This is a genomic window from Nocardia sp. NPDC019395, from assembly GCF_040632335.1.
Lineage (GTDB): Bacteria > Actinomycetota > Actinomycetes > Mycobacteriales > Mycobacteriaceae > Nocardia.
Genome location: NZ_JBEYBT010000023.1, coordinates 13,447 through 38,879 on the forward strand (window position 1 = coordinate 13,447; position 25,433 = coordinate 38,879).

15 protein-coding genes are annotated in these 25,433 nt (G+C 67.2%); 1 reads left to right on the forward strand and 14 read right to left on the reverse strand.

Going from position 1 to position 25,433, the window contains the following annotated elements:
• Positions 1–107: 107 nt before the first annotated feature.
• The 5 genes from eccCa to ABZ827_RS28650 all read right to left on the reverse strand — a co-directional run bounded on the left by eccCa (position 108) and on the right by ABZ827_RS28650 (position 10,704).
• The gene (gene eccCa / locus ABZ827_RS28630; protein WP_357243214.1) at positions 108–4,124 is read right to left on the reverse strand and encodes a type VII secretion protein EccCa; all 4,017 of its coding nucleotides are present in this window, start codon (positions 4,122–4,124) and stop codon (positions 108–110) included.
• Positions 4,121–5,677: a type VII secretion protein EccB gene (eccB, locus tag ABZ827_RS28635; protein ID WP_357243217.1), complete on the reverse strand. Its 1,557-nt coding sequence runs from the start codon at positions 5,675–5,677 to the stop codon at positions 4,121–4,123. The genes eccCa and eccB overlap by 4 nt, the downstream gene beginning before the upstream one ends.
• Before the next feature lie 102 nt (positions 5,678–5,779).
• Positions 5,780–7,537: a type VII secretion AAA-ATPase EccA gene (eccA, locus tag ABZ827_RS28640; protein WP_357243220.1), complete on the reverse strand. Its 1,758-nt coding sequence runs from the start codon at positions 7,535–7,537 to the stop codon at positions 5,780–5,782.
• Positions 7,538–7,937: 400 nt separating this feature from the next.
• Positions 7,938–9,722: a hypothetical protein gene (locus ABZ827_RS28645; RefSeq protein ID WP_357243223.1), complete on the reverse strand. Its 1,785-nt coding sequence runs from the start codon at positions 9,720–9,722 to the stop codon at positions 7,938–7,940.
• 13 nt (positions 9,723–9,735) lie between these two features.
• The gene (locus ABZ827_RS28650) at positions 9,736–10,704 is read right to left on the reverse strand and encodes a C40 family peptidase (RefSeq protein WP_357243226.1); all 969 of its coding nucleotides are present in this window, start codon (positions 10,702–10,704) and stop codon (positions 9,736–9,738) included.
• Positions 10,705–10,895: 191 nt separating this feature from the next.
• Here ABZ827_RS28650 and ABZ827_RS28655 point away from each other — a divergent pair, with 191 nt between their 5' ends.
• The gene (locus ABZ827_RS28655) at positions 10,896–12,200 is read left to right on the forward strand and encodes a hypothetical protein (protein ID WP_357243229.1); all 1,305 of its coding nucleotides are present in this window, start codon (positions 10,896–10,898) and stop codon (positions 12,198–12,200) included.
• A gap of 224 nt (positions 12,201–12,424) precedes the next feature.
• Here ABZ827_RS28655 and ABZ827_RS28660 read toward each other — a convergent pair whose 3' ends face one another.
• The 9 genes from ABZ827_RS28660 to ABZ827_RS28700 all read right to left on the reverse strand — a co-directional run bounded on the left by ABZ827_RS28660 (position 12,425) and on the right by ABZ827_RS28700 (position 25,159).
• On the reverse strand, positions 12,425–14,428 hold the full coding sequence (locus ABZ827_RS28660; RefSeq protein ID WP_357243232.1) for a type VII secretion target: 2,004 nt from the start codon (positions 14,426–14,428) through the stop codon (positions 12,425–12,427).
• An 89-nt stretch (positions 14,429–14,517) separates the two neighbouring features.
• Positions 14,518–17,139, reverse strand: a complete 2,622-nt coding sequence (locus tag ABZ827_RS28665; RefSeq protein ID WP_357243235.1) for a hypothetical protein — start codon at positions 17,137–17,139, stop codon at positions 14,518–14,520.
• A gap of 9 nt (positions 17,140–17,148) precedes the next feature.
• The gene (locus ABZ827_RS28670) at positions 17,149–17,463 is read right to left on the reverse strand and encodes a hypothetical protein (protein WP_357243238.1); all 315 of its coding nucleotides are present in this window, start codon (positions 17,461–17,463) and stop codon (positions 17,149–17,151) included.
• A gap of 43 nt (positions 17,464–17,506) precedes the next feature.
• On the reverse strand, positions 17,507–17,875 hold the full coding sequence (locus tag ABZ827_RS28675; protein WP_357243240.1) for a hypothetical protein: 369 nt from the start codon (positions 17,873–17,875) through the stop codon (positions 17,507–17,509).
• Between the two features lie 16 nt (positions 17,876–17,891).
• Positions 17,892–18,584, reverse strand: coding sequence for a hypothetical protein (locus ABZ827_RS28680; RefSeq protein ID WP_357243243.1), 693 nt, complete (start codon positions 18,582–18,584; stop codon positions 17,892–17,894).
• Positions 18,581–18,937 (reverse strand): YbaB/EbfC family nucleoid-associated protein, encoded by a 357-nt coding sequence (locus tag ABZ827_RS28685; RefSeq protein ID WP_357243245.1) that lies wholly within the window; start codon positions 18,935–18,937, stop codon positions 18,581–18,583. The genes ABZ827_RS28680 and ABZ827_RS28685 overlap by 4 nt, the downstream gene beginning before the upstream one ends.
• Positions 18,934–20,421: a PPE domain-containing protein gene (locus ABZ827_RS28690; protein WP_357243248.1), complete on the reverse strand. Its 1,488-nt coding sequence runs from the start codon at positions 20,419–20,421 to the stop codon at positions 18,934–18,936. Before ABZ827_RS28690 ends, ABZ827_RS28685 begins: the two co-directional genes overlap by 4 nt.
• 28 nt (positions 20,422–20,449) lie before the next feature.
• A complete protein-coding gene (locus ABZ827_RS28695; RefSeq protein WP_357243251.1) occupies positions 20,450–22,954 on the reverse strand; it encodes a hypothetical protein in 2,505 nt (834 codons plus the stop codon).
• A 9-nt stretch (positions 22,955–22,963) separates the two neighbouring features.
• Complete coding sequence (locus ABZ827_RS28700; RefSeq protein ID WP_357243254.1) at positions 22,964–25,159, reverse strand: hypothetical protein; 2,196 nt, start codon at positions 25,157–25,159, stop codon at positions 22,964–22,966.
• Positions 25,160–25,433 lie beyond the last annotated feature (274 nt).

Sequence of the window (25,433 nt, forward strand, 5' to 3'; positions counted from 1 at the left end):
TCGATAAGCGACCTCGCCCGGGGGCGGTTTTCGCGACAGAGAAGTACATCAAGAACGCTAAGCCATTCCCAGTCTTGGGGAGTCCCACTGACCGGCCGTCCGCACGATCACTCGGGGATCCAGGCCGACTGCACCAGATCCCTGGTCGAGGTCAACGGCTCCACCAGAACTCCCCGGCCAACAGGTTGTTTGGTGGGTTTCACATCGCCGATCAGTATTCCGTCCATCTTGGTCCCGTCCATGATCAAACCCGAGGAGTTCAGGTTCTTCACCTGCCCGAGAACGCTGTCGAACATGGCCGAGTCCGCCTGTGCGATATTGCGGGCGGCGATCAGATGGAAGCCGGTATCGCGGCCGTCCACGATGAGATCCTTCAGCGGATCCAGCGGGTTCATCTGCCCACGCTGGGCGACCATATGGTAATCGTCCACCACCACGAAGATCTCCGGCCCGCTCCACCAGGACCGCTCCTTGAGTTGCTGAGACGTCACCCCGTCCGGTGCGCGGCGGGCACGCAGTTTCTCCGTGATGAACGGCAGATTCTCCACCACATCCCGGGCGCTGGTCAGATATCCGATCGACTGCTCCTCGGGCAGCGCGTCCAAATGCTGGCGACGGTAATCGATCAGCAGGACTCGGGCCTCATCCTTGGTGAAGCGCGTCCGGATGGATTCCAGTAACGCCGCCAGCACTGTCGACTTCCCGCATCCGGTCGAGCCGAGGACCACGAAGTGGGTGGAGACGCCGAAGTCGAGAACGGCCGGTGCGAGATCGGACTCACGCACGCCGAACGGAACCTTCAGTCGTTCGGCCAGGTTCGTGGGCCGCGGGACGTGGGCCAGGATCTCGGACATCGTGACCTGGCTCGGCAGCAGCCGGACCTCGGGCGCGCGCCTGCCCGAGAAGGTCTGGCTCACCTGGGCTATCGCCGCATTCAGCCCGGCGGCCGCCGTTTCCGCGTCACCGTTACCGTCGGTGCGCGGTAGCGCCGTGAGCATATGGAGTGCTTCGTTCGAGATACCCCGCCCGGGCCGATTCGGCGGCACCGACGCCACCACGGCGCGGTGCGCATTGAACACCGTATCGGTGAGGTCACCGAGCCGCAGCTCGAGGCGTGTCTGGATCAGGTCCTTGACCGCGGGCCGGATCGCGGCCCACCGGGAGCTGCTGATCACCAGGTGCACACCGTAGTTGAGACCCTGCAGGGCGATGGTCTCCATGATCGGCATGTACTCGTCGTAGTAGGGGCCGTTGATGGCGAACCCGATATCCCAGCCGTCCACCACGACGAAAACGTCACCGTGCTCGTCGCCGTAGGCCGACAGTTCCGCGGAGCCCTCGGCCGTGCCCCGGCGGCGACGGAACTCGCGCATCGAATCGATACCCAGATGATCGAAGAGCGACTGCCTGGACGCGATCAAGTTACGGAGCAGCGCGAAAGTCCGCCGGATCCGGTCCACATCACGGCCCGCGGCGACAGCGCCGACATGCGGCAGCCCGCGCAGCGCGGAGAGGCCGCCGGAGAAATCGAAGCAGTAGAACTGCACCTGTTCGGGTGTATGTGTCAGTGCGGCGGACAAGATCAAGGTCTGCAGCGCCGTGGATTTGCCCGATTGCGGGCCGCCAACCACCGCGGCGTGCCCGCCGGCGCCGGACAGGTCCACCGCCCAGACATCCTGGCGCTGCTGACGCGGTTTGTCCACGATGGCCCAGGGCAGCTCGAGCGCGCCGGGCTCCACCACCGAAACCAGCCGGTCCAGGGTGGGCGGCACCCCGAGCGGCGGCAGCCACATCTTGTGCGCCGGACGACCGTGCCGCGCGAACTGCTGCAGCACGGTTTCCATCACCGTCACCGGTTCGCTGTCGTTGTCCTCGGGTTCGGGGGCCTGTACCGGGGCCGGCGCCGCGATAACCGGCCGGACATCGGCGATATACGCGGCGGTGAACGGCTGCGGCGGTTTGTAGCCGCCACCCGGACGCCGGGCCCGCTGAGCACTGGAAGCTGTTGCCTGCGCCGGTGCGGTATACGGCGCACCGACATAGGCGGCCTGGAAGCGCTGGAGGTCGCCCGCGCCGACCCGCAGGTAGCCGGATCCGGGCTTTTTCGGCAGGTGATAGGCGTCCGCGGTACCGATGGCGTCGCGGGAATCGCTGGTCTGGTTGGTGCGCAGGGCGATCCGGTAGGACAGGTGGGCCTCCAGCTCACCCATCCGGTTCGCCGGGACCTTCTGCGAGGACAGCAGCAGGTGGATCCGCAGCGACCGGCCCAGCCGGCCGATCGCCACGAACAATTTGGAGAAGCTCGGATGCTGTTCCAGCAGTTCGGCGAACTCGTCGAGGATGATCAGCAGGGTGGGCAGCGGTTCCAGCTGGGCCCCCTGCTCCCGGGCCCGCTCGTAGTCGGCCACACTGGCGAAGTTCCCGGCGTCACGCAGAATCCGCTGCCGGCGCGACATCTCACCGTTGATCACGTCTTCCATACGGGTGACGAGATCGGCTTCCTCCTCCATATTGGTGACCACCGCGGTCACATGGGAGAGGCGGTCGAATCCGAGGAAGGTCGCACCACCCTTGAAGTCCACCAGCAACAGGTTCAGCACATCGGGGGAATGTTCGGCGACGGCGGAAAGCACCAGGGTGCGCAGGAATTCCGATTTACCGGATCCGGTCGCACCGATACACATACCGTGCGGGCCCATACCCTCTTCGGCGGATTCCTTGATGTCCAGGTGCACCACCTGGCCGGTCGGGTCGTGGCCGAACGGGATGTTCAGCCGGTTGCGATCGGCATCGCGGCGCGCCGGCCACTGCCGGTCCACCCGGACGTTGCCCGGGTCGGCGATTCCGACCATATCCTCCCAGGAGGTGCTCCCACTGGCCTGTTCGGCGGCGACCGCCTCGACCACCGTGGACAGTCGATACGGCGAAAGGCTGCGGGCAACCGCGGTGGCCTGCGGTACGGACATGGCGTCCGCCGAACCGACCAACCGGGTGCCGCGCGGTGTCTTCTCCTCCAGGGTTCGGTCCGGCCCGACCTCGAATTTCAGTGAACGAGGCAGTGATTGCTCGGAATCTCCCAGCCTGAGCCAGGTGCAGCCGTCGATACCGGAGATATCCCGGTCGGTGTTCACACCACCGGATTCCACGATCAGTACGAAATGCGATTTATCCAGCGCCGGTTCGTTGTTCGCCGAGAAGGGGCCGCGGTTGAGACCCGCCAGCACCTTGGTCCGCAGCTCCGCCACGGTCCGGTACACCATACGGCTCGACCCGATGGCATCGGTCTCGGCGGGATGCTGGGTGTGCGGCAACCATTTCAGCCACGACCACTGCGGTGAATCCGGATCGTCGAGCACAGCGGCGATCGCCACCTGATCGGGGCCGTGCAGTACCGCGATCTCCGCGATCATGGCCCGGGCCAGACCGGCGACGGCCGCCTGGTCACCGCCCAGGCCGACCAGCGGCGCGGACAGCAGATTGATCGCCACCGGCATACCGCCGACCGTCGAATAGGCCTTGGCGAACCGGGTCAGTTCCACGACGCCGACCGGATCCAGGTCGGATGTCGGCGCCGCCTCCGGAACGATGACCCGGACCTGATTGGCGATACGTCCGCGTCCCATCCTGACCCGCAGGAATTGCGGGTTCGCGACCTGTACCTCCCACATGCGCTTCCCGCCGACCAGCCGGCTCAGCCCGGCGGGCCCTGGATGGGTATAGGCGAGGTATTCGTACAGTTCGGTCTCGGCCTCGTGGACGGTCTTCCGATTCTCGGTGATCGAACGCAGGTAATCCTTGCGTTCCTCGTTCAGTCCGGCGGCGGTGCTGTTGGTGCCGCCGCCACCGCCGAGCTGGCCGCCGAGCATGCCGAACATCGACACGACCATCATCATCGGGAACATCAGCATCATCGGCGACATGGTCCGGCCGCCGCTGCCGAACATCATGGCCATCATCCCGACCATGGCCGCGATCATGATCACCGGCATGATCATCTTGAGCTTGGACATGGGCACCGGCCGCGGCAGCTCGGTCGGTGGTTGCAACCGCAGTTCCGTAACGGCGGGCGCCTTCGGGCCCCGCACCATCCGGGCCGGCCGGACGAATCGCCGGGTCGCTGTCATTTGTTGCCCGTCATCTGCACACCCGTCATATTCGGCGGTATCCCGTCGTGCTGGATCATCGCGTCGGCGACCGACAGGGTCGGCCCGACCGCGAACAGGGAGACGATGCTCCACGGGGCGGTCACCGGTTCCTGCATGCCCAGCGCGGTCAGCGTCGGATCCTTTGCCGCGCCTCCCGTCGCAGCCGCGCCGACTCCGTATCTGACCCCGCTGTCAGAGATCCAGAACAGTGATTCGCGCAGTGGCGAACCGGGCTCGGATCCCGTGACCTGCACGAACTTACCGGAGGTCCGGGGCAGGTACGCGTAGTCGGCGGTGGTGCCACCGGAGTACGGCGCGGTGACCAACTGGACCGTGCGGCCCTGCTCCTGCTTGCTCAGCGGAAGTTGGCGGCCGAACAGCAATCGCGTGTGCGCGTCGGGATCGGTACCCGTGCGCGACCAGTTGTAGCAGGTGATCAGATCGCGGACCGGGTCCAGGATCTCGACCGGTTCGGCCGGATAGGTCGCCGTCCCCGGCCAGTCGCCGGTCCGCAGGTTCGCCGCGACCACATCGGGACTGACCGTGCTGGTGGCGACCGCACCGTGCGAGTTGGCATTACGCACGATCGAGGCCAGTACCGCGCTGACACGTACCAGCCCCGCGTTGGAGACCAGGTAATAAGTGGCAGGTTGATTCGGCGTCGCCATGGTGACGATAGAGCCGACCACGGCATCCAACGACGGTTTCAGGTTCACCGGAGCACCGGCGTCCGGAACCTCGGGAGCGCGGATCGGCGCGACCTCCGGGATCGCGCCCAGCAGACCCGGTGACGCCGCGGCCACCTGAGCCGCGCCATCGATGCCCAGTGCCAGCATCACCGGGGAATCCGCCAGATTGATCTCGGCTCGCACCACGCCCTGCTGTGGATCCGAGTACACCAGCCAGGTCGCGTCCTCCCCACGCAGGAGACGCGCCTGCCGTCCGCTCAGTTCGTGTACAGCGTCATCATCGACTGTCAGTGGGCCGGCGATGGCCGTGGTGAGAACTGCCGAACGGGACAGCGTCGGCAGACCGGTCTTCTGATCGACCGGTGCGGCCGCGCCCGTTCTGGCGGTATCGCAGACAGTCCACTCCGAATCCTTCTCCGCCTCATCGCTGATCTGTCCGGGCGCGCCCGGTATCCCGACCCACGGGCCGCGCGGATACTTCGCGAGTTCGCTCTTCGACACTTCCACCGGGTTCGCCGCCTGACCGACGATCAACCGCGCGGACGTGAGATTGAGCGCCGGATGCAACCGTTCCCCGAGCTTCACATACAGAGCGCCGGTGTCCTTTTCCGCGATGATCGGGGAATTGGCGACGGGTTTGGCGGGCTTGAAGAAAGCCAGCACGGCCGCGCCCGCGATACCGATACACGCCAGTGCCACCCCGATCGCCAGCGCCGTGGAGCGTCCGCGCGAAGGGTCGTCGATCATCGAGGCGTCGCGACGGACCAGGGCGTGTTCGATCCGGTGTAGCAGAAACCGCCAACCCGAAACCTGGTGTTTGGTCACCACCCGGAAGCGTGCCACCGGTATACGTTCCTTCCGCCGACCTCGGGCCCAACTTAACGCGCACCCGGGCACCGGCTAATTCCCAGATTTGGGAATAGCCGGTCGGTGGGATCGTGGGCGCTACTTTCCGGCGGGCGCCAACCCCTGCAGCGCGGCGGTGATATCGAAGGCGTCGACGGTCATCAGCTCCTCATCGGTGAGCGCGGCGATATCCACGTTGTCCCTGGTGAACCGGAAGTCACGCTCGGCCTCGGCGGCCTCCACCACGTTGCGCACGAAGCGGCCGTTACCGGCCAGGTCGATGAGCCGGCGCCCGTTCTTGTTCTGCTCCGACATCATCGTGCACCGGTCACGCAGAACCTCGCGCGCCTGATCGGACAGGATCGAATCCTTCTTCCCCGCGATATGGTCAGCGATCTGTACGAGTTCGTCCGCGTCATAACTCGGGAAACGAACCCGTTTGGTGAACCGTGAGGACAGGCCCTCGTTGGACTGCAGGAACCGATCGATCTCCGCCTCGTACCCCGCGATGATCACGACGAGCTTGTCCCGGTCGTTCTCCATCCGGGCAAGCAGCGTGTCCACAGCCTCCTTACCGAAGGCGTCACCGCCGGAGAGCCCCTCCTGGATGAGGGTGTAGGCCTCGTCGATGAAGAGCACACCCCCGAGCGCGGAATCGATGAGCGCGTTCGTCTTCGGCGCGGTATGACCCAGGTGTGTGCCGACCATATCGTTACGCGAGGCCTCGATCACCTCGGCGTTCTCGACCACACCGAGCCCGGCGAAGATCTTGGCGATCACCCGGGCGATGGTCGTCTTACCCGTACCGGGCGGGCCGGAGAAGATCAGGTGATTGGACCGCGAATCGACCGCGAGCCCGCGCTTGGCCCGCACCTGGTCCATCAGAACACCTGATTTGAGCCGATCCACCTGCTCTTTGACCGAATCCATACCGATCTGGGACTGCAGCAGTTTCGATGCTTCATCCAGTAATTCGTCCCGCTCCGCTTTGGCCGCGCTGGCCGCGACTTCGGCGGGGTCGTCTCCGGATTTGGGATCCCAGATATCCATCCGCGAGGCGACCACCGCAGGGGTGGTGACCTCGAGCCGGAAGTTCTTATCGCGTACCGCTTGCTGCCAGTCCTGCCGTTTGGGCCACAGACCCGACCCTTGCAGGCCCTTGAGGATTCTCTCGGCGGCCTCGTGTTCGCCGTTGTGCCGCAGGATCATCCCGAGCAGGTAGTGCGCATCGGCCCAGATATAGGAAAGATTGCCGGATTGACTGTCCTCCACGATCCGCTGGGCCCGCGGCAGCGCTTCACCGAACCGGCCGAGATGCGCAAGCGCGCTGGCGGCCATCAGCTCCGCGGCGATATCCAGCAGGCCGTCCTCGAGCACCGGCTTCGCCGAGCGAGCGGTGAGGATATCGGGCCAGCGGCCGGTGCGGTAGAACAGCGAGATCCGCGCAAAATCGGCGACATCGTCGCCGCGGACCTCGTCCAGGATGGCCACGGCCTCCTGCCATTCCCCGCCGTCGGCGTACGCACACGCCTGCGCGATGGCGATCTGATCCCGATCCGCCATCGCGACCCGGAGGCCGAAGACACCGATCTCGACCTGACACCAGAGGGCGCGATCCATCAGGCCGGCGCGCTGCTGATCGCGGTACAGGTTGTGCGAGGAGCGGTAGGCGCCGTAGATGACCTCGGCGGTGACCTCCCCCGCCATCGCCCGGCCCAGCCACGCGTCGCACATATCCGGATCGATATCCGTCGCCGCCGTGAATGCGGCGCGAGCATGTTCCTCGTTGCGCACCCCTCCGGCGACCAATCCCAAACTCTGCACGCCCGTGTAGAACGCGTCTTCGGCCGCTGACACCTCGGACTTCCCTTTCGCCGACCCTCGTCTGCTGGCAGGGTAGGCCACCCGGACCGACCGCAGGTACTCGACCTTTCCCGGCCCTGGGAAGAACCGGGCTGCGCTCGAACGCGTCGATGAGGTATTCCGCCGACCCACACGCGGACGAGGGGTTGCCGGTGGCCGCACCGCAACACATCTCACTTCCGGCCGACCTCGACACTCCGCGCATAGGTCGCAACCCCGGCAACCGATCCGCTATTACCAGCGGAAATTCCCCCTCTTGGAAATAGTGCCGTTATTGAGCGGCACGTTAAACAGAGTTATAGTTGGCCGCGGGTCACCAGTTCCCTCATCCCTGATGACCTCAACCGCGGCGGCCGGTGGAACAGCGAGCCACCGGCCGCCGCATCTCATCCACTCAAACCCGCGGCGGCGGACCCTCGTCCGTGCGCGCCGGCGCCGCGACAGCCGAAACGTTCTCGCCCGGCTGCCGATCGGTCGCACTCCCCTCCGGCTTTTCCCGTTCCGGCGCTTCGGCAGCGGGTACCGCATCCCGATCACGCGCGCTCGAACCGACCGGCGGCGCGGTATCCCCCTCCGCCGTGACCCCGGAAACCGCGGGCACCCCGGGGCGGGACGGCCGGGCCCAGGGTGTACGGGCCGGTTCGGTGGCCGCGGGCCGCGCCGCCCACGGATTCGGCCTGGCGGACTTCCGGCGCCGCCCAGATACCGGGCGCCCGGTGCTCTCCTCCGCGCGCGACTTCCGGCCGGACGGTCGCCCGGGTGCCGTGTCCCCTGCCCCATTCGGACCAGCAGACGGCCGGTTCCACGGATTCTGCTGCATCCCGGCGTTATCGCCGGAAGCACTCCCCTGGCCCATCGCCGGAGCAGTCGTCGCGCCCGAACCTTCCCCGGCCGTAACAGGTGTGGCAGCGCCCATGGATCTGCCCGCGTCTTCGTCCCGTCCATCGACAGGACCGGCGGCACCGGAGGTCTCCGGAGTCCGCCCCGGGGATTCGTCCGCCCGCACCGCCGGCGGCCCCGACTCGGCGCCCGCACCGGGCGTCACCGTCTCGGCGCGCACAGCGGGCGTTCCCGCCGCCGAGCTCTCACCGCGGGCCCCGGCCGTTCGGGGATCGGCCGGATCCGATCCGGCGGTGCCAGGTGATCCGCCTCCCGGGTTCACCGCACCGGGCCGATCCATCGAGGGCGCCCCCGCACCGGTCCCTTCTTTCACCGCCGGAGGGGCGGCTTCGCCGGTGGAGCCGGTCGATGGATCGGAATCCCGGGATGCCGTCTCCCCCGCGGGCCCGGGTATCCAGTTCCTCGGGGCCGCAGCCTGTTCCGGCGCAGACACCAGAGCCTTCCCCGGCGCGGCGGGATCACCGGTATCCGTTCGCCCGTCGGCCCCCGGCTGTCCCGTAGTGCCGGCAGGCCCGGAAGCGGGTTGCGCGAGCGATTCGGGCGCCCCCGGCATCCCGACCGGGGTAGTGAAATCGAGCGCCGAGACCCCGTTCGCGAACTTCTCGGCGTGCTTCATGATGTCGTCGGCGTGATCGTCGAGAACCTGCGCGTACCTGCGGACCTCGTCGGGATCGATGAGTATCTCGTCGCTCCCACCGTCCACCCCCAGCAGATCAGCGGTGGCGTTGTAGACGACGCCCTTGATCATATCCGACACCGCCTCTTCCAGCGGTTCGATGGCCCGGCCGAGCACTTCGGCCAAGATATATCCCACGAGCATCTGCTCCATCGCACTGACCAGCTTTTTCGCCGCCAACGCGATGGATTGCCCCACTGCCGCGGAGGCCCCGGAAGTCGCCACCACGGCGGCCATGGACGCGGTATAGGCCGCCGCGAGAAGCGCCAATTCGGTCAGCACAGCGATTTTCACCGCTGTGATGACCTCCGCGGCGATCTCCAGGGCCTTGGCCACCCCTTTGCACAGTTCGTCGAGCCGCTCCATATGTGACGAGCTCAATCGCGCCCAGGACGCCACCAGGGCGCGATACGACTGTCCCTGGTAGACAGAGCCCATATCGGTGATGGCACCGGTTGCCGACTGATGGGTTCCGGCGACGTCATCGGCGAAAGTGCGTACGTGCGTTGCGAGTTCCCGCACCTGGTCTTCGTTGATATCCGGGTAAGGGACACCGAGGAAATTCAGGAACAGCGCCACATCGTGGGGGATCTCGATTGCCAAAGGCGTATTCCGCTCAGACGACCCGGATCACCACGGCGCTGGGCGGCATCTCGGAATAGGTAACCGTCGCTCCCGAGTAGGGCGCCTCGATCACCATACCGTTGCCGGCGGCGAGTTGGACGTGTTCGGGCCCGCGCGAACTGAACGAACCTGCCGGGAACACCAGATCACCCGCCCGCACATCGCGCGGATCGATCCGTTCCCCCGCGTAGATCTGCTCGTAGGTGGTGCGGGGTAGCACCACCTCCCCGCCGGTGGCCTGGGCGATGGCGTACTGGGTCAGGCCGGAGCAGTCGAAACCACCCCCGCTCGGGCCGCCGGCACCGCCACCGCCCCAGATGTAGGGCAGGCCCAGCGCGCCGTCCGCGGCCTGTGCGGCCCTGCCCCCCTTGCTCTTGTCCCAGTTGCGGCGGGTGCCGCGGCGGGTGGTGGGCTGGGAGGTGACCTGTTGTCCGGACACCATGCGTGGCCGCCGCCGGCGCCGCCGTTTCCGGGGCGCCGACGAGGCTTTTCGAGTGCGCTCGGCGAGCGCCACCGGCGGCATGATCTGGGCCGCCTGTCTGCGTGCCGCGTCGATATCGGCGTTCACCTGCCTGGTCGCGTTGGTGATGGTCTGCTGGGCGGAATCGAGGAGCGCCGGCCCGCTGAACCGGGTGTCACCGATGGTCGTGATCGCCTGTATCCGCGCCTGCAGATCGGATATCTGACTGTTCAGTACACCGCGTCCGGTGAGCGTTCCGGTTCCCGATTCGGCGACCGTCTTACCGACGACCCCGTCCCGGCCGTTCTGGGTGTCGAGCACTGTCCGCTGCAGGCTCAACGAATCGCCGTAACCGCGTGCACCTCCGCCGGAGAGCCGGCTCAGATCCGCGGCCGTGGCCTGCGCGAGCGCGGCCGAAGCACGTTCGGACGGCTGTCCGGCCCCGTACAGCCCGAGCAGCTCACGCAACACACCGTGCACATCGTCGGTCAGTGCCGGCATGCGATCAGCTCACCGTCGCTCATCGCACCGACTTACCTCTCTGCCCCTACACCCCGGGCAATTTCTCGGCAATTACGCCCCTGTCATCTGTTCGACTATGCGACAACATGCAAATGAACGACGCGCGTCGTATTCCCATCCTCAGGAAGACAACACAATTAAGGTGACAGCACGGGAGGCGACGGTAGCGGATGGAAACAGCGGCAGCGTATACGGATCAGCCCGCCCAAGGCACGGCGCCGGACGCCGGGCAGCGGCCCTCCGATCAGCGCTCCACTGAACAGCGCCCCTCCGATCGGCCCTCCCCCGAACAGCGACCCGCCGATCAGCACCCGGCCCAGCGCACACCGGGCGCCGCCGAGACTCGGCCGGCCACACTGGCCGGCCGGCCCGCCCCGACGACCAAGGGAACCAGCGGGCAATCATCCCCAACCCCCAAAAGCGCTGCCCCACAAGCAGGCACGCCCAAACCGACCGCCGCCCCGGCCGGCACCGGGACCAAGGGAACCAACGGGCAGTCGAACACCACGACCGGCGCACCGGGCAGCGGATCGGGGAACCTCGGATCGGCGGCCGGCCCGTCCGCGGGAATGCAGGTCAACGGCAAACAAGGCCCGACCAAGGCGCTCTACGTGGTGCAACTGGACCCGCCCCCCGGCGCCTCGGCGCCGTTCAAGCTCTGCGTGGTGCAGGCTGCGGATGCGATGCAGAAATCGGTGGACGTGCTGGGATTCGGGCGTTCGGACCCGCCTCCCCCACCCAATAACGGGAAAACCCCCGACAAGGTCCAGGCCGCGGCCGTCGAAGGGTCGGGTAAAGGCGTGGATCTGTACAAACAACAGGTAGCCTCCGCCGGTGCCCGGCAGGACTCCATGGTCGATATGGACGCGCAAGTGGACGGCACCGCACAGATGATCGCCGCCGAGCAGGCCCAGACCCTGTACAAGATCCAGCACATCCGCAACGAACTGCAGGTCGCGTTGGACTCGGTCGGTACGAAGAAACTGAAAGCGCCCCAAGAGGCCAAGCTCATGGATCATCTCGAGGCCGCGGTCACAAAGGTGCACGACCTGGTCAAGACGGCCCAGGATGTGAATTCCGGTGCCGCCGGGGGTGGCTCGGGCAGCGGTTCCTCGGGTGGAGGGGCCGCCGGGGGCGGGGCCGCCGGGGGCGCGGGTGCTGCCCAGCAGGCAGCGGCCGGCGGCGGCCTCGGCTCGATGCTGCCGATGCTCGCCATGCTGCCCATGGCGCTGATGCCCATGCTCGGCCAGCTTCCCGAACTTCTCGGCAAGAAAGACGACGAGGACGAAGAGGACGACGACGAGGCGCCGCCGAGTCAGCCGGCTCCCGGGCCCGCGCCCACCGCCACTGATCCCACCGCACCGGCCCCCTCGGGCGCGGCGCCCCCTCAGGGTGGAGCGCCGCAGAACCCTGCGCCCAGTGGACCGCAGACCGAAATTCCTTACGGTCCCACAACTCCGAACCAACAGGTCTGACCGCACCGGACTGCGACCGAAGGCACGAATTCCGTTCCGACAGAACGGAATCGCTCGCCGACCATTCGCCCACAGCGGCACCGGCCCGGCGCCGTCAACTGTCCCGTACCGGTTCCCGTCCGGTCCGGTCTCGGCTATCGGTCGTGCCCACTGGTCGCGTCCGGAATATGTGCGCGCCGCATCCCTCTCACCGATTCGGACAGGAGGGATGCGGCCGGGATCGCTCAGGAGTTGTTCCGGAACTCCGGCGGCGGTGTGATCGACGGGGCGACCGCACCGGACGGGGGTCCCGCACCGATATCCGGAGCGACCACCGCACCGGAGGGCGGACCGGCAACACCCGGCCGCCCCTGATCCACACTCTCGCCCGCCTCTTCGGTGCTCGGAGCAGAGACTCCGGTGGTACCACCGGCCGGACGGTCCACCCGCTCGTCGACCCCGGTGGACACGGGCGCCGGCGCCGCCACGAACGACGGGTGTTCCGACACTTGACTGTGCGCGTAGACGGCGTCGCGCAGGACCTGCCGATCCGGCTCCTGCTCCAGTAGCGCGACCAGTTCGTTGCAGCGCCGCTCCCACACCATGGCACGCAGCGCGTTCACTTCGTCGTCCACCCGAATGGCACCGATATCCACCCGGCCCACATCGACCCGTTGGGAGATCATCGCCGCGGCCAGCAGATCGTCGGCGTCGCGGAGTTCCTCCCACCAGGAACCCGGGACCTCCTCACCCGCCTCGACCTTGGCCAGGATCCGGTCGCGGATACTGCGCGCACCCACGGTGTCGTTGTATCCCGGAAGGGATCGGCCGAGTTGGGTATGAGCGTCGACGGCGAGTTCGATGCAGCGGGCCCGCACCCGGGCGTCCGGAACGGACGATACCGATTCGAGCGCCGGCACGGATCCGGTAAGGCCCAGACGGTCGACCGTATCCGGTGTGAGCACCCGCAGGTCGACGTCGTCGCTCGGTCCCACCATTCCCTGCATCGCGACGTCACCGAACCGGCCCTGCAGACCGGGGTCGATCGGCCCCGACGAAACGAGGGCGGAGAGCACCGCATTGGCCTTCGCGCCCCAGGCCATCCCGAATTCGGCGAGTACCCGCGCCGGATCGGACACACCTTCCCAAGGGGACGCGGCATCACCGTCTTCGGCGAGCAACTCGTCCCACAGCCACGGCGTGGACACCTGCCGCGGCAGATACAGTCCGGCGGGCAGCCAGCCGCGGCCCTCGTTCGAGTTGATGAAGATACCCGCGCCGGCGGGACCGCGCATCACCGCGACCGACCAGGTCATCCCGACCGCGGAATCGGTGGCGGCCAGTACGGCGCCGAGCAGCGTCTTGGCGATGACGAGGTCCTCGTTCACCGCGTCGCCCACGATGTAGTTGGGTTCGGCTTCCCTGTCCTTCGCCGAGTCCACGGCCGAGTTGAACGGCGTCAGCGGGGTTACCGGAACCGGGGTCGGCGTGCCCGCGGGTGTCGTACCGCTGCCGCGGTCGTCGCTACCGGAACCGACCGGCGCGCCGCCGACCGGGCCGCCCGGGTGCACCGCGTCACCGGCCGTGGCCGGGCCGCTACCCGGTCCGGCATTGGCCGTCGGAGTGCCCGAACCGGCGGACTGCTCGGTGGGTGGCACAGGGGTGCCGGGTGTGGCGGTGGCACCGCTGGGGGGCGCCGTCGCACCGCCCTGTCCCGGCGCAGCCGCACCGTCGGCGGCGGTGGGACCCGCCGGCCCCGCGGGTGTCGCCGTACCCGGCGGCGGCGTCGCGGATGCGGCGGGCAGAGACGTGGCACCGCTTTCCCGGGGACCGCCGAAAGCATCCGGCATATCGCCCCGGCTCGCACCGTTCGGGCTCGTGCCGATCGGGCTTCCCACGGCCGGACCGCTACCGGAGGTTCCGCCGCCTACGGTCGAATCCTCCACGGGCGGGCGGAGGAGCGCCGCGCCTTCGTCGTCGGTCCGCTCGTAATCGTCCGCGGATTTGCGCAGTGAGTAGGCGGTCTGCTCGTGTTCCCTGGCCAGCGCCTCACCGGCGCGCTGCCGGGCGTCGTAATAGCGTTCGAGGGCTTCTTTGACCGGGAAAGCGATCTTCCCGTAGGTGGGTTCGAAGAGCGCGAGCCATTCCGACGGAGGTTTCGCCCATTCCCGGGTTTCCGCCGCGACCTGGTCGTGTTGCAGAGCAAGCTGGCGCAGTACCTGAGGGTCGATATCCAACCATTCGGGCATGCTCCATCAATCCTTCCCGCCGGCAACTCTCCACAATTGTCGATTCTTCCCAGCATTGGGGAGAACAGGGCATTCGGGCGCGGGCACGATCATCGGCCGGGGCCCGCCGAGATCGTCGCGCGCGGCGCGGGTGCGGGTGCTGATTCGGCCCGCCGCGCCGCGAACAGTGGATGCGCGAGGATCTGAGCGTGCGCGTACACCGCGTCACGCAGTGTCTGCCGCGACTTCTCCTCGGACAACAGCAGAACCAACTCGTTGCAGCGCCGCTGGAAGGTGAGCGCGCGCAATACCGACAGCTCCGAGCCCGGATCGAGATCGGCGGCATCGGTGCGCAGTTCACCGAGTCCGATACGGCTCGTCTCGGCGCGATGCCCGAGCGCGGTCGCGGCGATCAGATCGTCGGCATCCTGGATCTCTTCCCACCAGCTGTCCGCGAAATCCCGTCCGTCGCGCACCGCTCGCAGGATCCGGAGCCTGATCTCGGGGGCGCCCATCGCGTCGACCGCCGGAAGTTCGGCGCGATGAATTCGGGTGTGGGCGTCCACGGCCAACTCCAGGCACCGCAGCGCGATCGCGTCGTCCGCGACCTTGGCCGCCCGATCGAGCAGCCGGGGCGCCGCTGTCAGGCCCAGGCGATCCAGCGTGCCCGGCGACGGCGCCCGCAGATCCATGGTGCCCGACGCCGGCACCGACCCCGCGAGTGAGACCGAACCCAACTGGCGTCCCAACAGTGGATCGACCGGCTGCGACGACGCCAGCGCCGAAAGTTTCGCACCCGATTTCGCGCCCCAGGCGATCGCGAACTCCACCAGTATCCGGGCGGGGTCGGCGATACCTTCCCAACCGGAATCCTCGGCCACGGCCCATAACCAGGGCAGCGAGACCTCGCTCGGCAGATACAGCCGGGCGGGCAGCCAGCCGCGGCCTTCATTGGACGTGACGAATGCGCTCACCCCGCTCTGATGGCGCAATACCGCGACCGCCCAATCGACACCGACAACCCATGAGTCGGCGGCCGCTCGGATACCGCCCAGCAGGGTGCGGGCCAGCACCAGGTCACCGTCGACGCGTTCGCCGACCACGAAGGCGGGGGCGGACGCCGAGACCATGGCCGCGCCGACGGCGTCCTGTACGAGTTCGTTTCCACCAGCGCGCTTTTCCGGTGCGATATCACCGTCCGGCAGCGGCACCGGCACCTTTACACCGGGCACCGCACTCACGCCCGGCCCGGAACCGGGCGTCAGCACCTTGCCGGTAGCCCCCGGCGCCCGGAACGCGTCGACCGGCCCCACCACACCACGAGCGGCCGGCGCGGCCGAGGACATGGACTGGGTGGAGGTCGCCGCGGCTGCCGGTGCACCGGCGGCCGGAGATCCGGCGCCCGCACTGCCGGGGCCCGGGGCGGCGGCCGGGCCGGGAGCTGGCGGCGGCGCAGCCGGGAACACCGGCGGCGGGGCTGGGGCCGCTGCCCCGGCCTCGGAGGCCTGGTCCTCACGTGTGCCGTTCCCGCGCAACGTATTCCATGTGTCGAGCCCGTCCGAGCCCTGGTGTGTGCCCGCGTCACGCAGCTCGCGGTCCGGTTGCGATTCCCCGTCGGGTCGGCCGGCATGCTCCGCGCGCGATGCGTCGCCCGGCCTGTCGACCGAATCCGCCCTATCACTAGCGGGGCCTCCGCTGTTGTCCCCACCACGATCGCCGGGTCCCCCACTACCACGATCCTCGGGACCCCCACCATGACCGTCGACTCCCCCGGCGGGCCCGGGCTCGGCGCGGCCCGCGTCCGGAGGCCCGGGCTGACCCGGCGCCCCGAGCCCGGGGGCGCCGTTTCCCCGGTCTCCCGGCCCGGGTCCCGGCCCCGCCTCCGCGGGCACGCCCGGCGCGGCAGGCATATCCCCGGCACCGACCGGCACATCGACCGCGACTCCCGGCGGGAGGTTCGGACCCAGCGGGTCCGGTCCGGGTCGCAACAGATCGCCGATCAGGTCGATCAGTTTCTGCCCGAGCCCCTTATCGGGCAGCACAGGCCTTTCGAATCCCGGAACCCACGGACCGGCCTCGAAACCGCGGCCGCGCTGCCGGCGCCTGTCGTGAGCGACGGGCCTCCCCTGCCCACCCGGCTTCCGGGGCGGCGCGTGCGGTGCCCGCGCACCTTGCCGCCACGGCCCCGGCTGCCCCAGTTCCCGGGCTATATCGTCCAGCCTGGGCAGCCCTTGCGGACCGAGTGCGGACAGCGCGGCGGCGACGATATCGACCACGTCCCCGCGTGCCTCGGCGACGATCGCGTCAGCGGCCTGCCGGTCCGCTTCCGCCTCGGCCTCATCGCCCTCCTCACCGTCGTCGTTGTTATCGCCGCTGGTGGCCTGCCCGATCCGGTCGGTGGCGTTCTCCACCACATCCAGTATCTGATTACGGGTCCGACGCACCACGTCACCGAAGGTGCCGAAGGTATCGGCCGCGGCCTTCAGGGCCGCCGCGAAAGCCCGCGGATTCTGCTCCAGGGCAACCAACGCACGCCGGATCTGCGCCAGCCCCTCCGACTGGATGACCACCTCGTCGAACGCGCGGCGCGCCTGTTCTATATCGGCGAGATTCAGCGCTTCGGCACCTTCGCGGGCAGCGGTCTCCAACCCGTGCCACGCCGAGGGCGGTATCTGGGGCCAGTCGTCACCGACGATCCGGTCCCAGTACGGGCTCGCTTGTTCCGGTGCCACAACGACCGATCAGACCGAGGCCGACCGCACGACTCCGCCGCCGTCGACATCGGTGTTGTGGTACACCGCAGTACCGTAATCGGCGGCATGCACGGTGGTCTCGGTCTGGTCGGTGACTTCCGTGACCTTCGCGGCGACGGTGTCCTGGATCCAATCCAGGTGACTGCACATGGTCCGGCTCACCGCGTCCAGTGACGAACCGGCTTTCGAGTCCATCGTCAGTGACTCGGCAACCGTACTGACATCCCCGGTCAGCAGCGAGGTGGCCGGGGCGATGCTCCCGACGATCGAATCCACCTCGTCGAGGGAAACGATATGCACCATGGTTCTTTTCCTGTCTGTCCGTTGATCCCGTCACCGGGCACAGTTACGCGGGACGCAGTCCGAACGCCTCGTCCTCCATCGTCTGATACCCGGCCTCGGTCGGCAGACCGAACGAGTCGATGGTGTAGGCGCGGGCGCCGTTGGCCTCCATCTCACGACGCAGCCCGAGCCGCGATTTCGTATGCGCGAGCCCGGCGAGTTTGAGTATCTCCGCGCTCAGCCAGGTATCGCCGTTGTCCCGGGCATCGTCGGTGATGTGCAGCCCGACTATCTCCCCGTCGCGATCGCACGCCACACCGACCGTATGGTCGGGATTGAACACCTCATACACCTGGGGTGGGCCGACGGATTTCGTGGATACCGGGCTGTCCACATCGTCCGCGAGATCGTCGTAGTCGTAGTCGTCGTTCATTCTCTGTCTCCTGAGCTCACTGGGCAGACGCGGCCAAAGTGTCCGATAAGGCCGACCACGGTGCGTCGCCGATGGTCATCACCAGCCGCAGCGGCCAGACCCGCGCGCCCAGGTACATCTCGCCGCCACCGTCACCGAGCAGATCCAAGTAGTCGGAACTCTCCACATCGGAGTTCATCGATACCGTTGTCACCGGCGGATTTCCGTCGTCGACGCTGACAACGGAACCGCCGCCGCCGGGTATGAAACTCTTGCGGCAACGCGAACTGCTGCCGAGCGCGACATCCGCACTATTGGTCGTAACGGTGATATCCGGGTTCAGCAACAGCTGACTCACCCAGGACCGGGCGGCCAGTTCGGGGCGCTCACCGTTGATACCGATCACCAGTGATCCGGCGAGATCGACCACCAGCACCTGATCGACGTTGGTGACTCCCACGACCACCAATCGATTGGGTCCACCCGCCGGCGCCGGCAGATCGTCCGCGGCGACGGTGCTGGAATCGGCGCCGATACCGCCGTTGGCGGCCGGATATTTGGTGACGATCCCGGTGGCCACATCGATGGCGAAGGCGACGGCCGGGTTGGGCGAACCCGCGCCCAGCGAGGCCAGCCGCGCCAGCCCTTCCTCGTGCAGCCAGCCGATGGCGTCGGCGGCGGAGACCGAATCGTCTCCCGGATCCGCGCCGCCGGGGTCCGGGCCGGTCATCGCACCGCCTCCGGTTCACGACTCTCCGCCGCGCCGTCCGCGGCGTCCTCCTCGTCATCGGTGATCACGGTCTCCATGATCACCTGGTACTGCCGGGCGGCGTCCTGGGTGCTCTCCCGGATGGCGGCCATGATCTCCGCGACCAGTTCGTCGCTGGTGAAACGGTCCGCGGTCCCCGGCGCCAGATACAGGCTGGTGAGCCGCCCCATCGCGTCGACCTCCGGAATCACCGTGCCACTGGGCGACGGGCGGCGCGCACGGACATCGTCGATACGCTCGCGCATATCGGCGATGCGATGCCGTAATTCGCGGGCCGCGTCCAGCGCGGCCTGGACATCTGGGTGGATGGTCATGCGTTACCTCCGGAGCGGCTGGGGGCCTGGTTGGTCGGCGCCGGGGTCGGTTGGGTAACCGTCGGCGCGATAGTGGGCCGTTCCCCGATGACAGGTTCGGTATGCGGGGTGTCGTCGACGTACATCAGCCGGTCGGGATGCCAGGCGACCACCCTGTTGCGGTCGCCGGCGCCTCCTCCGCCGCCGGCTCCGCCCATCCCTGGTGACATGGGCATATACGGCATCATCGGCGATCCGGCAGTGCGGCCGGCCCCCGCCGATGTACCACCCGAGGCGGTTTCGGCCGCGGGTATCCGCGGCGGAGCACCGGCATTGCTACCGGCGGCGGAGGCAGCCAGCGGCATGGCCGTCGTCGCCGACAGAGTCTGCACCGACGAGTCGCTCGGCATCCCGCCGCTGGGTATCGACGGTGAACCGCCGGTCGGACTGCCGTAGGACGGAACCCCACCACCGAGACCGTAGTCGTCGTAGTAGTCGTCGTAATACTCGTCCGAGACTTCCTCGGTCTGGGACAATCCGTCATTGCCGAGCTGCATCATCTGCATCAGCATGGGCAACATCTGGGAGAGCATCTCGCTGCCGGAACCGCCGGATCCGCCGGAAGCCCCGGTTCCGGCCTCCGCGGCCGCGCCCGAGCCCTGCGCCGAATCCGCGACACCGGTCCCGGTTTCGGTGGCATAGGAGCCGGCGGCCTCCCCCGACCGCGCGTTCAACTCGTTGTACTCCGCGGTCGCGGCCGCGAGAGCCGCTTGGTTCTTCGACCGTGCCGCCGCCAGCATCTTCTTCCGGGAGGCCAGGATCTCTTCCGGGGTGGGGTGTTTCGCCTTCACCCGGGCGAAGGCATTGCCATAGGATTCGGCGCCCTGCGCCAGCTTCTCCATCGCGTCCCCCAAATGGTCCATCCAGCCGCGGTAGGTCGCGAACCGCTGGGCGACCTCCGAACCCACCGGGCTCCAATTCTGGAGGATGGAACCGGCCCGGTCCATATCACCGGAGGCCTGGACCCGGGAGCTGTTGTTGAACAACCGAACCGAATCGGCGAACCGGTGCGCGGGCTCCGGGCCCGGCCCGGCCCGCAATTGCCGCGCGAAGGTCAGCGGATCACCGGTCGTGACGGGCATATCGCGCAGCCCCGGCGGCACCCGCCGGAATCCCACCTGCTCCATGGCGGGTACCGGATTGTCCACCAGTTCCCCGGCGGCCCCATTCACCTGGCGACTACCTTCATCGTCGGCGGCCGAGTATTCGACGGCAGCCTTGCCGATCCGGTGTGCGTCGTTCTGGATCTTGTTCAACACCCCGACGGTCGCGTTGAACAGGGCCGCCGCCTGGGAGTTCAACTGCGGAACGGCCTGAGCGGAAATCGGATCCGCCCCGGCGGGCAGCACCCATTCCCGCGGCATCGCCGCACCGGTGGCACGCGCCAGGTCCGCGGACTGCCCGGCAACGGACACCAGTTCACCGAGATCGACATTCAGCGGCATGCCTCACTCCTCTCGACCGTCCACTTTCCTACGCCGGCGCCATGGCCGGAGCATCGGTACCCTGATCGGCCGGAACGCCGGTGTCCTGTCCCTTGTCGCCGGCCGCCTCCATACCCTTCGGATGTTTGAAGCCCGCGAAATCACCGAAAGCTCCCGCGTCATCCGTCATATCCGGCGAGAACGGCTGCAATTCGCCATTCACCAGAACCTCCAGAGTGCCGGTTTCCGGATCCCCGAACCGCACCACGATCGCCGTCCGGAATTCCGGGTCACCGCTGGATTCGGTGTCCGGCTTATCCTTCGACGACTTCCGCCAGGTCGCGACATCGCCGGTCGCCACGCCGAACGGGTCGACGGCTAGGCCGATATCTTTTGGATCGGTCCACGCGGCCGCAGTCCCCTGATAGGCCGCCTGGGCGTCGGTGCCGGTCTTGTTGGCGAACCCCTTATCCAGCCCCTGCGCCGCCGCGAGCGGCACCCGCTGCGACCGGCCGTCCGGGAGCTGATAGGGCACCAGGCCGTCGTCTCCGGCGACCCGCGCCGGCGCACCCCCGCCGGCCTGCGTCGAGTTGGCGCCGTTGGGCGGGCCGGCCGGATGGTGAGCGTTTTGCGCCTGTGCCGGGGCGCCGGTCGACGCCGGCTGATTCGACCACGGAGTCGATCCCGGCTGCTGCTGCGGCATGGTCGGCGCGGCGGCCCGGTCGTAGCGCGCGGGGTCGATATCCTTCGCCCGGCTGGCCAGATCGGGGTCGGCACCGTTACGCGCTTCGGCCATCCGGCGCATCATCTCCATCGTCTGCATCGTCTGCATCTGACCCATGAGGTCGCCGACTCCGCCCGGGGAACCCATAGATCCCATGGAACCCAGAGAGCCTGTCGAGGCCGGCGAGGCGAGGGATGGGTTGGTTGCGGGGTCCATCGCGGAATCGGTTGCCGGGTTGGTGGCGTTCTCCAGGGCCTCGTTCATCTCGTCGTCCTGCTTGCCCACCGAATTCTGCAGATCCTCGGCAGAGGTTCCCGGGGTATTGATATCACCGGGAGTGGTATCCGGAAGCAGGGACGGATCGGTGATACCGGACTTCACCGGATCGGGCGTATACGAGGGATCCTGTGCATTATTCACGGACCGGTCCACACTGTTCTTCAGGTCGTCGTCCCGCGCGCGGTCGTCTTCCAGGGTTTCCTTCTGCTTTTCGACCCGCTCGGCCTGCGCCTGGTGCAGTTTGTTGGCGCCCTCGATCTCTTCGGCAGACTCCACCATCGCCTGCATCAGCATCCTCAGCATTTCCTCGTTGGTGGTGGGAGCATGCATTTGCGATACGTTCACGTTCATGCCACGGATCAGTTCGGCGTAATTTTCCCGACCCTCTTTGGTGATATCTTCGACCTTCGGTAGAACGTTTACCACGTTCACCTGCGCGGCGTCGACCAGGTCCGCCTTATCGTTCAACTTTCCGACCAGCTTCCCGTATTCGCTGGCGGCGCCCCCTTTTCCGATCCCGGACCCGGCCGCACTGAGCCTCGGAATCGCCACGTCCTTCATCTTCAGTTTATCGTCCTCGATCTTGGACTTTAATTTCGGATCGCCAAATAATTTGTGGCCATCCGCAATTGCTTTCGCCACCGAATCCGTGGGGTGGCCATACCACTTCTCGACCTGCGGACTCAAGCCTTTTGAGGGTTGAAGAAGAAACCCGCTTCCTCCTTCCGTAGTGTATTTCTCGTCCTCGACGAACGGCTTTTCGCCATATTGCGATCCGGCGGCCCCCTCACCGACCCATACAAAAGTGATCTCGGGCACATCCTGCCCCTGCCCACCCTTGCCGCCACCGGGCTCATCGCCCCCCGCAATCTGGACCACACCCGCCGAACCGAGTGCGCGGAGCCACCTGTTTGCCACCCCTGGAGCGGCTGCATTGCTCGACGACGCGAACTTGCCCTGACCACTCTTCAGCCGTTCTTCCCATTTTTTCAGCTGATCCAGGTGCTTATCGGCAGCAGTGTTCTTGTGCTTGTCGGAATACCTCCGAGCTGAGGCCTCCGATTTACTGATCCTAGCGCGTGTAGACTTGATGAGATCTTTCAATTCATCTTTGCTTAAATTTTTGTTTCCTATCTTCACCTTTCTCTGAAAACGCCCCCAGTTATCGAGCTTGGACTGGTAGCTGCTGAGATCGCCTCTTAGTTTGTTCGCCCTTTCTGCCGCACGCTTCGCAGCCAAATCCAGCCGGTTCAATTCAGGTGTTATCGATTTCTCCGCGCGTTTCGCTGCGGCGCCTACCCCTTTCCCGACGCGGCCCGCGCCATAACCCAACACCCCGTTGGCCACAGCCCCCCCGACGGCGGACTTGAGTATGTCACCGGCACCATCCACACTGAGGCCACGGCCGCCGACAATGTCGTCGGCAACCTCATGCGCCGCGCCACCGGCCGCACCGCCGACGAGCATGCCCGCTTTTCCGGGCATGACGCGTGCGACCGCCAGGTTCACACCGACGTCAGCGATAAAGCCGACGGCACCCTCACCCCACATTGTCGCCTCCTAGGCTGGTACGGTCGCGCCGAGGGCGGCATCGTCGGCGGGTTGTCCCGACGGTCCGGGGCCTTGTCCCGGCTCCGCCTTCTCGATTCCGGGTGGACGGAAGATTCCTACGAAGGCACCGAATTCTCCTTCGGCATCGCGCATATCGTCGAGCTCGGCAATCGGGTGCAGCACACCGTCGGCGATTATCGCGGGCGGGGACTCCGGTTCATCGAACTTCACCAGCACCGCGGTACGTCCGTCCCAGACCCCGACGTCGCCGGTCATCGCCTGGCCCGGGCTCTTTCTGTCCCCGATATGGCGTGTATCCGACCATTCCGCCGGCGTGCCCCGGTAGGCCGCTCGCGCGTCCGTGCCCGCCGCGTTCCCAAAGGCCGCATCCAAAACCTGTGCCGCCACTCGCGATACCTCCTGCGTCTGGCCGTCCGGGAAGGTATAAACGATATTTCCCGCCGAATCGGGTGCGGGGCCCCCCGGCGGTGGGCCCGCGTTCGGCGGCGCCGAGACGGACTTCGCCGGGGGCGCCTGCCCCGCCGCTTGAGCCTGCGCCTGGGCGTTCGCCGCCGGTGTCTGGGCAGGCGCCGAGTGCGAACCCGGCGCGGCGGCCGGCCCACGGTTCTGCGGCACGCCCTTCGTCTGTTTCTCGCCGTCCGTTTCTCCAGGGGCGCCGTTGCGGCCAGCGGCCATCATTGCCTGAATCAACTGCGGCAGCATCATCGATTCCAACCCGCCGCCGCCCACACCACTCGCCGCGGGCGACGCGACCGATGCCGTCTGCGCCACACCGGGCACGGCCTCGGAAGCCGACGTTCCGGGCTCGGTCTGTCCGATGTCGGCTGCCTCGATATCCGAGGTGCCGGCCGAATCGGCCGCCTGATCGGAATCGGACACCGGATCACTTTCTCCGCTCAGGTCCAGCGGATCCGGGGCGGGGACCTCACTGTTCACCTCTGGAGCGCCGGCCGCCTCCGTATCGGTATCCTGACCGTTCGGCTTGTACGAGGGATCGGTGGTGTCGGTGTCCCCGTCCGCACCGGCCCCCGTCTTCTCCTCATCGGTGGATTTCTTCTCGTCGTCGCCCTTCGAGCCCGATCCATGTTTCTCATCAGGTTTTTGGTCATCGGTCTTGTCGGCGAGTGCCTCGAATTCGGCGTTGTAGCCGGCCAGAATTCCCTGGAGGCTGGTACTCGCTGCCCCGATCAGGACCATCGCATACGCATCTTCATTCAATCCGGCGCCGACTTGTTTCCGGTCGACCAGGAATATCGGGGAGCCACCGTACTGAGTCAGCTTCTTCTCGTAATCGTCTATATTGGACGAGATCCGCTCCAGGTGCCTGGGGTGTGCCTCGGCGAACGTCGTCAACGCCTCGATCGACGCATCGACATCCTTCCGGCCGCACTCGCACAGTTCCTCGGTCCGTTCGACGGCAGCCTTGGACACGGCGCCGGAAAGAGCCCTCAGCTCCTTGTACTGCTCGCGCATTGCGCCCACCCACTCGATGTAGTTCGGTATTCCCGATGACTCCTCACCCGAAATATCCGCGACCTCCAGCTCTTTCGGCAGTGTGGTCTTCGAGGGCTTCTCACCGAAGTTCTTCCGGATCGCCAGATAGCTCCGCGGAAGGGTTCGATAGTTCTGCTGCATAGCCGGTCCGAATTCGAGCCCGTACGGCAACTGTTCCGGATCGGGCATCCTAACCGGCGGCATACCATCCGGAATATCGGAGAGCTCCTCGGCACTGATATCCATCAACGGAACCTCGGGGTAGCCGCGCCACTGATACCACGGCTCACGCAACATGGAATCGGTAGCACTGGGGAACGCCATGGAACCCGAGGAGGCCATCGCGTAGATCATCCGCTTGTTCGAGTCACCGAGCAGCGAGCGCACCCCCGTGTACGCTCCTCGGACCCCACCATTCTTGAGCCCCTTGGCCCCTTCTATAGCCGACTTTCCGAACGCAGCCCAGCCACCCTTGCCCACAACGCCGAGGGCCCCGCCCAGGACCCCGCCGGCCGCCCCGAAGGCGGCGGCCTCGAGCGGATCCTCGCCCTGCGCCAGGGCCGTCAGACCACCTGTGACCCCGCCCGCGAGAGCGGCCCCGGCCGGGCCCAAGAGGGCGAAGCCGGCCGCGCTGGCGACACCGACGACGGCATCGTCCCAATGGTCTCCGATCCAGTCACCGATTCCCATGAGCTCACCGAACGGGCACAGCTGGGATCACGGCTGTATCGTCGAACAGCCCATGGAGACACCGCCCGCCGATCCCCGACCGGCCGCGGCGTGAGACCGGGCACCCGCAGCCGACCATGCGCGATACTCCCTTCCTGACCCCACCGATTGTCCGGGATTCCCAATACGGGGAAGCACTGACCAGCTCGAACACGTCATTATCAATGTTCCGAGTTGTTCAATCACGTGCACGGAGCCCCGTCCTCCGATCGACCCGGGGACGGATCATCACGCA

What these genes read in the sequence shown, in the direction of transcription:
- eccCa (WP_357243214.1), bottom strand. Translation starts at nt 4,124, where the DNA reads ATGACAGCGACCCGGCGATTCGTCCGGCCGGCCCGGATGGTGCGGGGC.
- ABZ827_RS28650 (WP_357243226.1), bottom strand. Translation starts at nt 10,704, where the DNA reads ATGCCGGCACTGACCGACGATGTGCACGGTGTGTTGCGTGAGCTGCTC.
- ABZ827_RS28655 (WP_357243229.1), top strand. Translation starts at nt 10,896, where the DNA reads ATGGAAACAGCGGCAGCGTATACGGATCAGCCCGCCCAAGGCACGGCG.
- ABZ827_RS28660 (WP_357243232.1), bottom strand. Translation starts at nt 14,428, where the DNA reads ATGCCCGAATGGTTGGATATCGACCCTCAGGTACTGCGCCAGCTTGCT.
- ABZ827_RS28670 (WP_357243238.1), bottom strand. Translation starts at nt 17,463, where the DNA reads ATGGTGCATATCGTTTCCCTCGACGAGGTGGATTCGATCGTCGGGAGC.
- ABZ827_RS28675 (WP_357243240.1), bottom strand. Translation starts at nt 17,875, where the DNA reads ATGAACGACGACTACGACTACGACGATCTCGCGGACGATGTGGACAGC.
- ABZ827_RS28680 (WP_357243243.1), bottom strand. Translation starts at nt 18,584, where the DNA reads ATGACCGGCCCGGACCCCGGCGGCGCGGATCCGGGAGACGATTCGGTC.
- ABZ827_RS28685 (WP_357243245.1), bottom strand. Translation starts at nt 18,937, where the DNA reads ATGACCATCCACCCAGATGTCCAGGCCGCGCTGGACGCGGCCCGCGAA.
- ABZ827_RS28690 (WP_357243248.1), bottom strand. Translation starts at nt 20,421, where the DNA reads ATGCCGCTGAATGTCGATCTCGGTGAACTGGTGTCCGTTGCCGGGCAG.
- ABZ827_RS28695 (WP_357243251.1), bottom strand. Translation starts at nt 22,954, where the DNA reads ATGTGGGGTGAGGGTGCCGTCGGCTTTATCGCTGACGTCGGTGTGAAC.
- ABZ827_RS28700 (WP_357243254.1), bottom strand. Translation starts at nt 25,159, where the DNA reads ATGGGAATCGGTGACTGGATCGGAGACCATTGGGACGATGCCGTCGTC.